Below are 14,805 nucleotides of genomic sequence, written 5' to 3'. Positions count from 1 at the left end.
AATTTATATAGTTTTATATAAGAATTTATAATGTGTGCAATAAAGAATAGGGGAAAAGTATGTATAAGCATTTCTATAAAAAATGTCTGTTATCTTTCATGATTGTTGGAGTCGCAATCAATAATGCATTTCCTCTGCATTCTGTTGCTGAAGAACAAAAAGGTGCAGGAAATTACTCTCTTGGTCCAGCAGGCTTTCAAGAGGTAATGGCGCAAACAACATCAAGCATTTTTGCAATGGATTCGTATGCGAAATTAATTCTTAATCAACAAGAAACAGATTTACATAAAATAAGCTCCATTCATGATGATGTAAGAAGAGATATGATCCAGCATCAAAGAGATGCAAAAATGAATGCAACAGATTGGATTAATCAAATGAAACCACAAATTATGAAAGTGGATCAAAATATTATCGATTTTCATACTATTTTTCAAGCACAATACAACAGCATGCTATTGGCAGTTGATCAGAAAGATCGTGACACATTAAAAGCGAATTTAGAAACATTGTATACGAACATTTTACATAATCAAAAAGAAGTAGATGCTTTATTACGGGAGTTAAAAGCGTTTCGTGAGAGAATGGTGAAAGATACAAATCGCTTTAAAAATGATGTAAATCAATTAACTGCGATTTTAGCAAGTACAAATGCCGGGATTCCAGCGCTAGAGCAACAAATTCAGACGTATAATGATTCTATAAAAAAGAGCAATGATAGGGTCATAGCTGGAGGTGTACTTTGTGTAGCTTTACTTACCTGTCTTGCAGGTGGACCGATGATCGCTGTGGCTAAAAAAGATATTGCAAATGCTGAGCGAGAAATTGCGAATATAAAAACAAAAATTTCTGGAGTACAAGCAGAGATTGCCATTTTAACAGATGTGAAAAATAAAACAACAAATATGACAGAAACTGTAGATGCCGCAATTACAGCACTACAAAATATTTCAAATCAATGGTATACAGTGGGGGCAAAATATAATAACTTATTGCAAAATGTAAAAGGAATTAGCCCTGAAGAGTTTCATTTTATTAAAGAAGATTTGAATGTAGCGAAGGATAGCTGGAGAGATGTAAAAACATATACAGAAAAACTGCACGAAGACATAAAAAAGTAGTAGATATGATCTACTGCTTTTTTTGTTTTCGTTTTGATAGAGGGTAAAATAGGAAAGGTTGGATAGTCGAAATTTCGAGCATAAACCTGTATAATGCTTGTAACGAAAGGGAAATACAGGAAAGGATATGTAATGAGTTACTATGGATAAAGAAAAACAACAATTAAGTGTTGAAGTTGCAAGATTATATTATCAATCTGATTATAGTCAACAAGAAATTGCCAATAAGCTGAATATTTCAAGGCCAACTGTTTCAAGGCTGTTAAAGTATGCAAAGGAAAAAGGCTTTGTTCAAATTACAATAACAGATCCATTTGCTAATTTAGACAATGTCGGAAATTTGCTGAAAGAAAAATATAATTTGTTAGAAACACATGTCGTATTTTCTCCTGTACCAGAATATGCAACAATTACAGATTATATTAGTAAATATGCTGCTGAATATATGGAGAAGACGGTAAAAAATGGGGATATCGTTGGAGTAAGCTGGGGAATGACAATGTATGAAATTGCTCGGAAAATGGCGCCGCAGCCTGTAAAGGGGGTAGAAGTGGTTCAATTAAAGGGGGGCATTAGTCATTCGAGTGTAAATACATATGCAAATGAGACGATTGCTTTATTTGCAGATGCTTTTCAAACAACGCCAAGAAATTTACCGCTTCCTGTTATATTTGATAATGCGATAACGAAGGAACTAGTAGAACAAGATAGACATATTCACCATATTATTGAAATGGGAAAACAAGCGAATATTGCTATTTTTACTGTCGGAACTGTGCGTGATGAAGCGCTGTTATTCCGGTTAGGGTATTTGGATAAGGACGAAATGGATCTGTTGAAAAAGCAAGCAGTCGGTGACATTTGTTCACGCTTTTTTGATAGCGATGGGAATATTAGTAGTGAGGACATTAATCGACGTACAATTGGAATTGAGCTAGATGAATTAAAATTAAAGAAACGTTCGATTCTTGTCGCAGGAGGTTCGCGAAAAGTAAAGGCAATCGACGGTGCATTAAGAGGTAAATACGCGAATATCCTAATTATAGATCAGCATACAGCAACAGAATTATTACATTATCAAAAAGATTAAAAGAAAGGCTTTCTCAAAACGATTATTTTGGGAGAGCCTTTTTCGGATACAGTTCATTTTAGTATGAGAAAATAAGGGGATAATATTTCATGAAGTATGGATAAGAATGCTCTTCGGTGGATTGTTCTTTTCAAAAACTAGAGAGTTCGTCATGATATTTCTTGATTTTTGAAATTGCTAGAGCAAATGGGTGCGAAATTCCTTTTTGAAGATAAATTTTCTTTTTAAAAAGAGGTGAACATAATTTCAAAAGTATATTTACATATGTTCAAATGAAGGTTAAAATGAAATTGTTAAAAGATATAAGGAGTGAAAGATATGAACATTGCAAAGTTAATTGATCATACAGTTTTGAAACCGAATTCTAAAAAAGAAGATGTAATGAAGGTCATTGAAGAAGCGAAGAAATATAATTTTGCTTCAGTTTGTATTAATCCTACATGGGTAAAATTAGCTGCTGAAGAATTAGCAGGACATGATGTGGATGTTTGTACTGTTATTGGATTTCCATTAGGTGCAAATACGACTGAAACAAAAGTATTTGAAACAAAAGATGTAATTGCTAAAGGTGCAACGGAAGTGGATATGGTAATCAACGTAGGTGCTTTAAAAGATGGTGATGATGAATTCGTTGAAAAGGACATCCGTGAAGTTGTACAAGCTGCAAAAGGAAAAGCGCTTGTTAAAGTTATTATCGAAACATGTCTATTAACAGATGAAGAAAAAGTGCGTGCTTGTGAATTATCTGTGAAAGCTGGTGCGGATTTTGTAAAAACTTCAACAGGCTTCTCAACTGGTGGAGCGACTGCTGAAGATATCGCATTAATGCGTAAAACAGTAGGACCAAATGTTGGGGTAAAAGCATCTGGTGGCGTTCGTACACGTGAAGATGCAGAAAAAATGATTGAAGCTGGTGCTTCAAGAATCGGAGCTAGTGCAAGTGTTGCTATTGTATTAAATGATGAAAAAGGCGCTACAGACAATTATTAAGTAAGCAATAGATAAGGAGCAATAGATACACATATAGAGTATCTATTGCTTTCCCATTTTAAAAAAATGTAAGCGGATACGAAGGAGAGGGAGATTTGTTATAAAATATGTTCTAAGTATCGCTTGATTAGCAAGTAATGTATAGAAGGAAAGTGAAATTTCATCTAATTATTACAGATGAATCATTTCTAGAATATATCGAGTTTAGGGAGGAAATAACATGGATAAAAAAGGATATATTGAAGCAGCAACAAAGATGCTAGAAAAAGCTTACATTCCATATTCTAAATTTCCTGTTGGTGCGGCACTCGTTACAAAAGAAGGTAAAATCTATACGGGTTGTAATATAGAAAATGCATCATATGGATTATGTAACTGTGCTGAAAGAACAGCAATCTTTAAAGCGGTATCAGAAGGGGAACGTCATTTTAGCTATTTAGTGATTACAGGTAAAACAGATGGACCTATTTCACCATGCGGAGCTTGTAGACAAGTGATTGCGGAATTTTGTAATCCGGAAATGCCAGTGTTATTAACAAATGTAAAAGGTGATGAAAAGGAAGTAACAGTTGAGCAGCTATTACCTGGAGCATTTTTAAAAGGCGATTTAGTTTAATTTCGTTTTGATAAGATTAAAAAGAGCCGGAAATTTTTATATAAATATCGGCTCTTTTTACGTACTAAATGATATTCATTTATGATTTTGTGCACGTTGTAAAGCTAGTGGAGTAATATCGTCTCCGTTAGGGTCTACAATCGTTGTGTTTAATAAAATAGAATTTAAACTTCCACGAAATTCCTGCACATAACGCTGTCTTAAAGATTGTTGTTCTTGTTTTTCTGTTTCTGTTAATGTGGAAGTTTTTTCTTTTTTTGCAAGCTCATTAATACGAAATAACATTTGTTTCATGTTCAACACCCCTCGTTAACTTTAAAATAGTAACTTACTATTTTAAAGTTATTTTACTTCTTATTATTTATTATGTCAATAGGGAAGAGTTTTAAGCAGTTGTTTTTATATTCCATGTGTAAGGAACGATAAAATGAAGAGAAGGTTTTGCTTCTGAGTATGTCAAAATGTAAAATGGCCTGCGCAGTTTCATATACGCAAGCCATTTTACATAAATACGATTCATTTTTATGAGTTTATCAGAATCAGATTTTCAAAATTACAAATTTCCATTTAGTACTTTATAGTTTTTGTGATTGACTACTGTTCTATCAAATTCAAAAGTGCCACCGCTTACATTTGTGATTTCAACTAATACAGATTCACTGTATAGTTTAACGACTGAGCCTGTAATTGTAACATTTCCACGCTCAAATTGTATCATATCTCCTACATTTGCTTTCATAGAACCACCCCAATGAACAGAAATATTTTTATATTATATACATTAAAACATGAATTGTTGCATTCGTGAATATTTAATTGCATTTATTAAAGTAAAAGAGTTGTAAGATAGAAAAAATAACTGAAAGTTTATTTTGGATTTCGTTGTTTTCTATACGTATTCTCTAAACTTGAAAATATGACCGCTACATCAAATAATGAGTTTCTATTGTGAAGGCGGAAAGAATAAGCGTATAATATATAGGTCTCATACATAAATACATTGCGAATGATAAAAAGAAAGGTTCATGTATCATCGCTTTTAACAGATAAAATGAAAAGTAACACTGGAATTTAGATAGGGAGTTATAAAATGAAATTAATTATTGCCGAGAAACCAGATCAAGGTTTAGCTCTTGTTTCTCAATTTAAATACCGCCGGAAAGATGGGTATTTAGAAGTAGAAGCAAATGAGTTATTTCCAAATGGAGCTTACTGTACATGGGCAATTGGTCATTTAACGCAGTTATGTAATCCAGAACATTATCACGCTGAGTGGAAAAAATGGTCGCTTGATACGTTACCGATGATTCCAGAGCGTTTTCAATTTGAAGTAACAAAGTCGAAATATAAACAATTTAATGTGGTGAAACAGCTACTAGATAATCCGCAAGTGACAGAAATCATTCATGCAGGTGATGCAGGACGTGAAGGGGAACTGATTGTACGAAATATTATTAACCTTTGTAACGTGCAAAAGCCGATGAAACGTCTTTGGATTTCATCTTTGACAAAACAGGCTATTTATCAAGGATTTAAAAACTTACTTGATGAATCAGATACGATCAATACGTATTACGAAGCATATACAAGATCTTGCGCCGATTGGGTCGTTGGCATGAATGCATCGCGCGTCTATAGCATTTTATTAAAGAAAAAAGGAATGAATGATGTTTTTTCTGCTGGACGTGTTCAAACGCCAACATTAGCGTTAATTGTGAAACGTGAAAAAGAAATAGAAAATTTTAAATCAGAACCGTTTTGGGAAGTGTTTGCAAACTTTAATATTGAAGGTAAGAAATATGAGGGTAAATGGGAAAAAGATGGTGAATCTCGCTTGAAAGACCCTGACATGGCAAATAAAATTGCAGCTTTTTGCCAAGGAAAACCAGCTGAAGTAAAAGAAGTGAAAACGGAGCGCAAGGAGTTTCAGCCGCCGCTTTTATTTAATTTGTCATCGCTACAAGCAACGGCGAATAAAGCATTTAAATTTTCACCGAAAAAAACGTTAGATATCACACAAGCGTTGTATCAAAAAGGGATTGTTTCTTATCCTCGTTCGGACTCTAACTATGTAACACAAGGTGAGGCAGCAACGTTTCCTGATATTTTGCAAAAGTTAAGTCAATTTGATGAATATAAAGAGTTGTTGCCAGCACCAATTGAATCGATTATGAATAATAAGCGTTATGTGAATGAAAAGAAAGTGACAGATCACTATGCAATCATACCGACAGAACAAGTTACGAATCCAAATAAGCTATCCGGTGATGAAAAGAAAATTTACGATATGATTGTAAGAAGACTGATTGCCGCTCATTATGAAGTTGCTATTTTCGACTATACAACAATAACAACCCTTGTAGATGGACGGGCTGAATTTATTTCAAAAGGGAAACAACAAATTCAAGAAGGATGGCGGAAAGTCATCTTTCAAGATGATAAGGACGATGAAACGATCCTTCCAATTGTTGCAGAAGGGGAAGAAGGAAAAGTTGTAAAAGTGAAAGTAAAAGAAGGAAAAACGCAGCCCCCGAAGCGTTATACAGAAGGGCAATTGATTACGTTAATGAAAACGGCAGGAAAATATTTAGATAATGAAGAGCTGGAGAAAGTATTAAAGAAAACAGAAGGGTTAGGGACGGAAGCGACTCGGGCTGGTATTATTACAATGCTGAAAGACCGTAAATATATAGATGTGAAGAAAAACCAAGTGTATGCAACGGATAAAGGGAAAGTACTCATTACAGCGATCGGGGATAAAATTTTAGCTTCACCAGAAATGACAGCAAAGTGGGAGCAACGTCTTGCAGAAATTGGAGAAGGAAAAGCATCACCAGCGACTTTCATGGAACAAACGAAGAAGCTATCTGCAAAAATTATTGAAGATGCAATTGAAATGTCTGAGAAGTGGGATTTCACAGGCTTAGATGTACAATCGATTGAACGAAAAGGATCAAAATTTACAACGGGGAAAAAAGTAGGGAAATGTAAAAAATGTGATGGCGATGTGATCGATAAGTCTACTTTTTACGGTTGTTCGAACTATAATACAACAAAATGTGATTTTACAATTTCAAAAAAAATATTAGGCAAAACAATCTCACAAAAAAATATGACAAAACTATTGAAAGGTGAACAAACTGACTTAATTAAAGGATTTAAGAAAAATGATAAAACGTTTGATGCAAAGTTAGAATGGAAAGATAATAAAATAAACTTTGTATTTGAGAATTAATAGTTGTAGCTAATAAAAAAGTGTTTTACGAATATGAAATGAAAAAAATGATACGTCTATATATTTTATCCCGCTATTTTAGGGCAGTAAGACTCCCACCTCAAGATTCAGAAAGAAGCAAGGAAGATAGGTGGGAGTAGGGCTGTCCGTAACAGCCCGATTGGTGAGGGCTCATAATCAGTGGGGGATGAAGAAAACCCCCACTGATTAAAGTTTCACTTTATGAAAATAATCCCCCTGATTCCCATACGTGAATAGGAAATTAGGGGGTTTTTGTCCCGCTATTTTAGGGCAGTAAGGCTCCTGCCTGTAGATGAGGGATATGTCCTGAAAAACATTCTAATGAGTTGAATATATTACTTTGTAAAATTTATGTAAAAGTTTTTAATGCTAAATTGAAAAAACGATAGATCAATGCTACATTAATTACGAATTTCGACATTTAGCCTTGGTACGTTATACTCTATTCTTTATGTGATGGACTTTTGAAGAAAGAAGAGTATAATACATCTGGAAAATTAGGGAATATTATATAGCTACTGAAAAAGGACGTGTAGAATGAAGAAAGTAACGCCTCAAAATAAATTGAAAACTTTATTAGAAATATTGCTTATTTCTACTCGACTCGGACTTACATCTTTCGGAGGACCGATCGCACATCTAGGTTATTTTCATGAAGAGTATGTCCGCAAAAGAAAATGGATGGATGAAAAAAGTTATGCTGATTTAGTTGCATTATGTCAGTTTCTACCTGGACCTGCGAGTAGCCAAGTGGGTATTGGAATCGGTGTTATGCGTGCAGGTGTATTAGGAGGAATTCTTTCTTTTATTGGGTTTACTCTTCCTTCTGTCGTAGCATTAGTCATTTTTGCATGTATACTACAAGGTTTCAATATGGGAGATGCGAGTTGGATTCATGGTTTGAAAATCGTAGCCGTCGTAGTAGTAGCACATGCGATTGTAGGAATGGCTCAAAAGTTAACACCGGATTCACAGCGAAAAGCTATTGCGTTATTTTCCTTAGTCGGAACACTATTATGGCAAACGGTTTTTACACAAGTAGCAGTCATTTGTTTATCCGGTCTGATTGGTTATTATATTTATAAAAAGCAAGCGGACAATGATGAATCAAAACTAAACTTTCCAATCTCTCGAAAGGTAGGATTCATTTGTTTAGCACTGTTTTTTGGGTTGCTTATTTTCCTGCCAATTCTAAGAGGAATTACATCATTGAATTGGATTGCAATGTTTGATAGTTTCTACCGTTCAGGTTCTTTAGTGTTCGGTGGAGGTCATGTTGTTTTACCTTTACTTGAGCGTGAATTTGTCCCTACAGGATGGATGGATCAATCTTCGTTTTTAGCGGGTTACGGTGCTACTCAAGCTGTACCTGGACCATTGTTTACATTTGCAGCATATATTGGTGCTATTATCGGTGGATGGCAAGGGGGATTCATTGCAACGATTGCTATTTTCTTACCAGCATTCCTTCTTATATTAGGGACATTACCTTTTTGGGATCAAGTAAGACGAAATCCTAAAATGAAAGGCGCCTTAATGGGAGTAAATGCAGCGGTAGTAGGGATTTTAATTTCAGCTTGCTATCACCCAATTTGGACTAGCGCTATCTTAAAACCTGTTGATTTCGCTTTTGCTGCTATATTATTTAGTATATTGGAAAATGCCACCTTGGGTCATTGTCGTGACTGGTGGTATTGGGGGTACACTCCTATCCCTATTGTAAAATGTATCATTGTATGTAAAACTACCACTTTGTTTGGTAGTTTTTTGTTTCCTTTTAAAAGGAACATTGTGAAGGATAGGGAAAATACATATAGGATTTTCTAGATGAAAAGAGTGGTTTTCAATTTCTATAGTATCGTCAATATAAAGAAAACGATAATTGAAACAAATATTGATTGATACATTGTATGTATAGGAGTATCACCAAAGAAGTATGATTGGTGCTTATATATTATATGCTATCATATCATACTAGCCGACAAAAAGAGAAATCCCGACAGGCTGAGGCCTGTCGGGATTAAGAAAATCTTTAAGCTGCTTTTGATTGTTTTTTCGGCATCAGTAATGGTTGAGGAGGACAAACTTTTTGTGAAAGCTTGGACACGACAAAGATGGTGAAAAATGCTGTAATACATGTCAATGTTCGAAATGGAAATAATACGGTTCCATTTTCTATCATCGGATAAGGCAATAATGGTGGAAGTCCGATAGCTTGCTCTCCTCCGCCAATTCTTAAAATGGCTGCTACAACAAAACCAGCGATAGACCCATAAAGATTGGCATTTCGATAAAATAATGCCATAGTCAACTGCGGGAATAATATACAATAAACTAAATCTGATGCTAAATACCATAATGTATACACACTTTTCACATTGAGTGCAATAATAATTGCGGCCACTCCAATGAAAATGATGGATCGTTTAATTACTTTTTTCAGCTGATCATCACTTGCTTTCGGGCTGATTAAAGGACGGTACACATTCCATGCAGCCATCGAGGATGCAGAAAGTATCGATGAATCAACGGAGGACATTACGGCAGCAGCTAATCCGCCAAGTCCAATCGCTCCGATTAGTTCAGGTGTTAAATAACGAAGCACGTACGGTAGAATAATAGAGGCATTTTCAGGTTCGGCAATGCCGAGCGAAGTCCAATTAATGCTATGACCAATTAATCCAACTAACACTGCAGGAATTGCCGCGATAATACATATAAAAGCGGCTAAAATAGATAATGTCATTGCAGTACTTTCATTTTTGGCGGAAAGAACGCGTTGGAAGTATACTTGCCAAGCAATCCCACCGAAGATTAGCAAAAATGCATTATCCCACCAATTCCAATATAAGTTTCCCCAATTAGAATCTTTCCAGCCATCAAGTGGTGGAAATAAATTGGCATAACTTCCGAAATCTACTTGATAGGTTGCCCATACATGCTGAACGGTTCCGGTATGTTCGAGAGCGAAAGGAATCACCAAAAACAATCCAACAATTAATATCCCCATTTGAAAAAGGTCTGTGTAAGCAACTGCCCACATACCACCAACAACTGTATAAGCAATGGCAATGGCGCCGGATAAAATGATAGAAGTCGTAAAGTCTATATTTAGAATTGTACCAAAAGTGGTGCCTAACGCCGTAAGAATCGCAGCGCTCCAAAATAATTCACCTAATAATGCAGGGATGTATAAGACACCTGCCATTTTCTTACCGAAACGTTGTTCTAATGGATCAAGCATCGTCATAAATTCATGACGGCGCATTTTTCTGGAGAAAAAGATTCCGCCAATGATTAAACTTAATGCATATCCCCATGGTGCTTGTGCCCAAGCGAGTCCGGAATAGTAGGTGGATTCTGCTGTTCCATTGATGTATCCTCCACCGACCCAAGTTGCCGCCATTGTAAAAATGGCAACACCAAGAGGCAAACCTCGATTGGCTACCATCATATCTTGGAGGGATGAAGATTTTTTAGCGGCGAAAAACACTCCTACATAATAGATAAGAGCATAGAATACTAGCATAGAAAATAAGCCACCCCAATGAATAGCTTTATTGAGGAATCCGACTGCCAACATCCCTAAAGTAAAGAGTCCAAAAACTATTATTGGAATATTCTTTCTTTTTGATGTGCTATTACTTTCTGGCACGCAACCACTCCTTTTTATGTAAATGTATATTTAAAATGTACATGAGGATGAGTTTTCCAAAACGATTCTGATTCAAATCACCCTCAGTAACATTTTTCACGATTTATCTTCTATAGGAATCAATTCAAAAATACTCTCATCTTCTATAGAATCTACTAATTTTTGTAGCCATTTATAATAAGCCCGTGATTCTTCTAATTGCTCATAAATCTGCTTTGCATGCGCTTTGACTTCTTCTGGCTCTTCCTGATTATTCATCACTTCTCTCAATATTTTTTGAGACTTTCCTAATGCATTCAAATTTATCTTTACCTCTCTTTCCCATTTATGAGAAAAGAAATGAGTGAAAAATTTAAAAAAGTCTTTTTCGGCTACATAAGTATGCTTTCTACTCCCTTTCGTAAAGGTCATTTTGACAATATCAAAGTCTTGTAGCTTTTTTACACTTGTGCTCATACTAGGTTTACTCATTCCTAGTCGTTCACGCATTTCATCTAAATTCATATCATCTTCAAAGTACATGGTTCCATATAATGTTCCTGCACTTCGTGTAACTCCATACAGATCCATTGTTTCAGCAATTGAATCAATTACGAATGTTTTTGCCTTTTCAATAGCCTCATATCCTTTATCGTCCATCCTATAAAAAACCTCCTAGTAGAGAAAAGTCAAAGCGTTAAGAATGTAAAGTTTATTTTGAACAATGTTTATATTAACGTATTACAGAAAAATGTCAAAAAAATACGTCGATAAATAATTTTTTTATACTTGATAATCCTTTATGTGCCAACAGATTGCAAAATTCTAAATTTATTTTTTATTTTGACAACATTTTTTACGTATGTTACGTTAATTTTGTTAAAAACGTTAAGAAAAAACTTAACAAATTTAACTTAGTGACTTTGAAAGGAGTGATTGCATGTCTCTAAAAACAATGTATATAAACGGAGAGTGGGTAGAGTCCATTTCTAGAAAAACGAGAAACATCATTAATCCCTTTAATCAAGAAATCATTGCAACTGTAACTGAGGGAGACGAAGAGGATGCCAAGCTCGCGATTAAAGCGGCACGTGCAGCATTCGATCAAGGTGATTGGGCCAGTACGCCTGCAAATGAACGCGGAGAACTTGTTCAAAAGATTGCGGAGCTCATTCGCCGAGATAAAGAAGAATTGGCTAAGCTAGAAACCTTAGATACAGGAAAAACATTAATTGAAAGCCAAGCGGACATGGATGACATCGTCAATGTATTTCAATATTTTGCAGGTCTCGCTGATAAGTATGGCGGAGAGATTATTTCTTCTCCTATTCCTAATTCTCAAAGCCGACTTGTTCGTGAACCTGTTGGAGTTTGTGCTCAAATCACACCGTGGAATTATCCTTTACTTCAAGCAGCATGGAAAATTGCACCTGCGCTAGCTGCAGGAAATACAATTATTGTGAAACCGAGTGAAATTACACCACTAACAACTATAAAAGTATTTGAATTAATGGAAGAGGCTGGTGTACCAAACGGAGTAGTTAATTTAGTATTAGGTCCTGGATCGACAGTAGGTTCAGAATTATCTAGTAATCTAGATGTCGATCTTCTTTCTTTTACCGGAGGGATTGAAACAGGGAAGAAAATTATGCAAGCATCAAGCAGTAATGTAAAGAAAATTGCACTTGAACTCGGCGGGAAAAACCCGAATATTGTATTTGCGGATGCAGATTTTGAAGTAGCAGTAGATCAAGCGCTCAACGCAGTTTTTTATCATGCTGGCCAAGTGTGTTCAGCGGGAGCACGCTTACTAGTTGAAGAAAGTATTCACGATGAATTTTTACAAGCTGTTGTTAACCGTGCAAAAAATATAAAATTGGGAAACGGATTTGATAAAGATACGCAATGTGGCCCTCTTATCTCAATGGAACATCGTGCGAAAGTAGAAAGATATGTAGAAATTGGAAAACAAGAGGGAGCACAATTAGTTCTTGGCGGGGAACGTCCAGAAGATCCAGAACTTCAAAATGGATTCTTTTATAAACCGACAATTTTTGCGAACTGTCATTCACAAATGCGAATTGTTCAAGAGGAAGTGTTTGGACCAGTTTTAACGGTGGAGACTTTTAAAACAACAGAAGAAGTCCTACAACTTGCGAATGATACGATTTATGGGCTAGCAGGAGCTGTATGGTCAAAGGATATTGAGAAAGCTGAGTTTGTTGCTTCGCGTCTTCGAATGGGAACGGTTTGGATTAATGATTTCCATCCATATTTTGCCCAAGCGCCTTGGGGTGGATATAAACAATCTGGTTTTGGACGTGAATTAGGAAGCAACGGGCTGGAAGAATATACTGAAATCAAACATATTTATCGAAATACGAAACCGGAAGCAATTAACTGGTTTAAATAAAGGAATGAGGAAAAAACAGGGGGTTGTCATGTATGAGTTTAAATATGAAAGTTGAACAGATGTATAAGTTCCATCAATTTGAGGTGCCTACAGCAATTAAACATGGAATTGGAGCTATTCGCCATGTAGGAAAAGAAGTCAAAAATTTAGGTGTATCAAAAGTATTGCTTGTCACAGACCCTGGAATTTTTAACGCAGGTGTTGTTGATCCTGTTATGAAATATTTAAAGGAAGAAAATGTAGAGGTAGTTATCTTTCATAAGGTTGAACCGAATCCGCCAGTACGTTTAGTTGCTGAAGGATCTGCTCTTTACAAAAAAGAAGGCTGCGATGGACTCGTTGCAGTCGGTGGTGGTAGTTCAATGGATACAGCAAAAGCGATTGGGGTGGAAGCAACACATGAAGGATCTGTCTTAGAATATGAGGCAGCGGAAGGGAAAAAACCACTTGAGAATCGAATTCCACCATTGACAACCATTCCAACTACAGCTGGAACAGGCTCCGAAGTAACGCAATGGGCTGTAATTACAGATGAAGAGCGAGAATTTAAATTTAATACAGGGGGACCTCTTATCGCTGCACATCTGACCATTATTGATCCTGAATTACATATATCTATGCCACCACATGTAACAGCTATGACGGGTGTTGATGCTTTAGCACATGCGATTGAATGTTATACAATGAAATATGCGCAGCCTATTACAGATGCAGTTGCATTAATGGCGATTGAGTATGCATCAAAATATATTTACCGCGCATTTGCAGACGGTGAAGATTTGGAAGCTCGTTACGGTATGGCACAAGCAGCAATGTTAGCAGGACTATCTTATGGAAGTGAATCCGCAGGTGCTGCACATGCGATGAGTCAAACATTAGGCGGAATCATTCCTGTTGCCCATGGACAATGTGTCGCAGCTATGATGGGTCCAGTTATGGAATTTAACTGGAAAGGAAATCCTGAAAAGTTTGCACGCATTGCGCAAGCGGTAGGAATTAATACGCATGAATTATCGACTGAAGATGCAGCGAAAGCGGCAGTAAATTGGATGTATGGTCTCGTAGAAAATCTAGAAATACCTACACTTGAAAAACAAGGTGTACCAGCTGATATGATCGAGCGCCTAGCCAAAGAAGCGATGAAAGACCCTCAAACGGTTGGGAACCCGCGTGACCTAACAGTAAAAGATTATGAATGGATATACAAAAGATGTTTTAATCTAGTTCCAAAAACTGTATAGAGGGAAAGAAACATAAAAGGATCTGCTTCTTATGAATGCAGGTCCTTTTGTTATAAGAGGAAATCTTGAAATGAAAAGGAATGTTTCTTTAATCGCTTGAAACGGTACTTGCTACATTAAACTGGACAGTTGAATAGAAGATCTCTCCCTGTTTTATTTTTATCCCGCTATTTTAGGGCAGTAAGACTCCCACCTCAAGATTCAGAAAGAAGCAAGGAAGATAGGTGGGAGTAGGGCTGTCCGTAACAGCCCGATTGGTGAGGGCTCATAATCAGTGGGGGATGAAGAAAACCCCCACTGATTAAAGTTTCACTTTATTTACACGATTGGGAATCGGTAAGACTTCTACCTCCAAATTCAGAGAGAAACAAGGAAGATAGTTGAGGGCTAACAATCAGTGGGGGATGAAAAAATGCACTGTTTCAAAGTTCACTTTATTATTAT

Annotated in this window: 12 protein-coding genes and 1 pseudogene; 8 read left to right on the top strand and 5 right to left on the bottom strand. The window is 36.1% G+C overall.

Going from position 1 to position 14,805, the window contains the following annotated elements:
* Positions 1-59: 59 nt before the first annotated feature.
* The 4 genes from nheC to MR063_RS10310 all read left to right on the top strand — a co-directional run bounded on the left by nheC (position 60) and on the right by MR063_RS10310 (position 3,817).
* The gene (nheC, locus tag MR063_RS10325) at positions 60-1,121 is read left to right on the top strand and encodes a non-hemolytic enterotoxin subunit C (protein WP_242197279.1); all 1,062 of its coding nucleotides are present in this window, start codon (positions 60-62) and stop codon (positions 1,119-1,121) included.
* 142 nt (positions 1,122-1,263) lie between these two features.
* The gene (locus MR063_RS10320) at positions 1,264-2,211 is read left to right on the top strand and encodes a sugar-binding transcriptional regulator (RefSeq protein WP_242197277.1); all 948 of its coding nucleotides are present in this window, start codon (positions 1,264-1,266) and stop codon (positions 2,209-2,211) included.
* 318 nt (positions 2,212-2,529) lie between these two features.
* Positions 2,530-3,201: a deoxyribose-phosphate aldolase gene (gene deoC / locus MR063_RS10315; RefSeq protein WP_012093960.1), complete on the top strand. Its 672-nt coding sequence runs from the start codon at positions 2,530-2,532 to the stop codon at positions 3,199-3,201.
* A 220-nt stretch (positions 3,202-3,421) separates the two neighbouring features.
* The gene (locus tag MR063_RS10310) at positions 3,422-3,817 is read left to right on the top strand and encodes a cytidine deaminase (protein ID WP_242197273.1); all 396 of its coding nucleotides are present in this window, start codon (positions 3,422-3,424) and stop codon (positions 3,815-3,817) included.
* 75 nt (positions 3,818-3,892) lie between these two features.
* On the opposite strand, the gene MR063_RS10305 is transcribed toward MR063_RS10310, so the two are convergent.
* The 3 genes from MR063_RS10305 to MR063_RS10300 all read right to left on the bottom strand — a co-directional run bounded on the left by MR063_RS10305 (position 3,893) and on the right by MR063_RS10300 (position 4,556).
* Entirely contained in the window at positions 3,893-4,111 is a 219-nt protein-coding gene (locus MR063_RS10305) for a DUF896 domain-containing protein (protein ID WP_242144626.1), read from the bottom strand.
* A gap of 91 nt (positions 4,112-4,202) precedes the next feature.
* Positions 4,203-4,337 (bottom strand): hypothetical protein, encoded by a 135-nt coding sequence (locus tag MR063_RS21815; RefSeq protein ID WP_277927832.1) that lies wholly within the window; start codon positions 4,335-4,337, stop codon positions 4,203-4,205.
* Between the two features lie 33 nt (positions 4,338-4,370).
* The gene (locus MR063_RS10300) at positions 4,371-4,556 is read right to left on the bottom strand and encodes a YkvS family protein (protein WP_242144627.1); all 186 of its coding nucleotides are present in this window, start codon (positions 4,554-4,556) and stop codon (positions 4,371-4,373) included.
* A gap of 351 nt (positions 4,557-4,907) precedes the next feature.
* On the opposite strand from MR063_RS10300, the gene topB reads away from it, so the two are divergent.
* Positions 4,908-7,052 carry a DNA topoisomerase III gene (topB, locus tag MR063_RS10295; protein ID WP_242197270.1) on the top strand — a complete coding sequence of 715 codons (2,145 nt, stop codon included), beginning with the start codon at positions 4,908-4,910 and terminating at the stop codon, positions 7,050-7,052.
* Between the two features lie 558 nt (positions 7,053-7,610).
* Positions 7,611-8,796, top strand: a pseudogene (locus tag MR063_RS10290) (chromate transporter).
* Between the two features lie 309 nt (positions 8,797-9,105).
* On the opposite strand, the gene MR063_RS10285 reads toward MR063_RS10290, so the two are convergent.
* Positions 9,106-10,656, bottom strand: coding sequence for a high affinity choline transporter 1 (locus MR063_RS10285; protein WP_242197406.1), 1,551 nt, complete (start codon positions 10,654-10,656; stop codon positions 9,106-9,108).
* Positions 10,657-10,824: 168 nt separating this feature from the next.
* Complete coding sequence (gene cudC / locus MR063_RS10280; RefSeq protein WP_242197268.1) at positions 10,825-11,367, bottom strand: choline uptake/conversion transcriptional regulator CudC; 543 nt, start codon at positions 11,365-11,367, stop codon at positions 10,825-10,827.
* 280 nt (positions 11,368-11,647) lie between these two features.
* Between cudC and betB the strand changes: the two genes are divergently transcribed.
* Both betB and MR063_RS10270 read left to right on the top strand, forming a co-directional pair.
* Positions 11,648-13,120 carry a betaine-aldehyde dehydrogenase gene (gene betB / locus MR063_RS10275; protein WP_242197265.1) on the top strand — a complete coding sequence of 491 codons (1,473 nt, stop codon included), beginning with the start codon at positions 11,648-11,650 and terminating at the stop codon, positions 13,118-13,120.
* Positions 13,121-13,152: 32 nt separating this feature from the next.
* A complete protein-coding gene (locus tag MR063_RS10270; RefSeq protein ID WP_242197261.1) occupies positions 13,153-14,361 on the top strand; it encodes an iron-containing alcohol dehydrogenase in 1,209 nt (402 codons plus the stop codon).
* Positions 14,362-14,805 lie beyond the last annotated feature (444 nt).

The sequence above is a fragment of the Bacillus cereus group sp. BfR-BA-01492 genome (genome assembly GCF_022662815.1).
Classification (GTDB): Bacteria; Bacillota; Bacilli; order Bacillales; family Bacillaceae_G; genus Bacillus_A; species Bacillus_A cereus_BD.
Note: the sequence above shows the minus strand (reverse complement) of the source record. Positions and strands in the feature narration are given on the sequence as shown.

What these genes read in the sequence shown, in the direction of transcription:
- MR063_RS10300 (WP_242144627.1), bottom strand. Translation starts at nt 4,556, where the DNA reads ATGAAAGCAAATGTAGGAGATATGATACAATTTGAGCGTGGAAATGTT.
- nheC (WP_242197279.1), top strand. Translation starts at nt 60, where the DNA reads ATGTATAAGCATTTCTATAAAAAATGTCTGTTATCTTTCATGATTGTT.
- deoC (WP_012093960.1), top strand. Translation starts at nt 2,530, where the DNA reads ATGAACATTGCAAAGTTAATTGATCATACAGTTTTGAAACCGAATTCT.
- topB (WP_242197270.1), top strand. Translation starts at nt 4,908, where the DNA reads ATGAAATTAATTATTGCCGAGAAACCAGATCAAGGTTTAGCTCTTGTT.
- MR063_RS10310 (WP_242197273.1), top strand. Translation starts at nt 3,422, where the DNA reads ATGGATAAAAAAGGATATATTGAAGCAGCAACAAAGATGCTAGAAAAA.
- cudC (WP_242197268.1), bottom strand. Translation starts at nt 11,367, where the DNA reads ATGGACGATAAAGGATATGAGGCTATTGAAAAGGCAAAAACATTCGTA.
- MR063_RS10285 (WP_242197406.1), bottom strand. Translation starts at nt 10,656, where the DNA reads ATGTTGGCAGTCGGATTCCTCAATAAAGCTATTCATTGGGGTGGCTTA.
- MR063_RS10270 (WP_242197261.1), top strand. Translation starts at nt 13,153, where the DNA reads ATGAGTTTAAATATGAAAGTTGAACAGATGTATAAGTTCCATCAATTT.
- MR063_RS10320 (WP_242197277.1), top strand. Translation starts at nt 1,264, where the DNA reads ATGGATAAAGAAAAACAACAATTAAGTGTTGAAGTTGCAAGATTATAT.
- betB (WP_242197265.1), top strand. Translation starts at nt 11,648, where the DNA reads ATGTCTCTAAAAACAATGTATATAAACGGAGAGTGGGTAGAGTCCATT.
- MR063_RS21815 (WP_277927832.1), bottom strand. Translation starts at nt 4,337, where the DNA reads ATGAATCGTATTTATGTAAAATGGCTTGCGTATATGAAACTGCGCAGG.
- MR063_RS10305 (WP_242144626.1), bottom strand. Translation starts at nt 4,111, where the DNA reads ATGAAACAAATGTTATTTCGTATTAATGAGCTTGCAAAAAAAGAAAAA.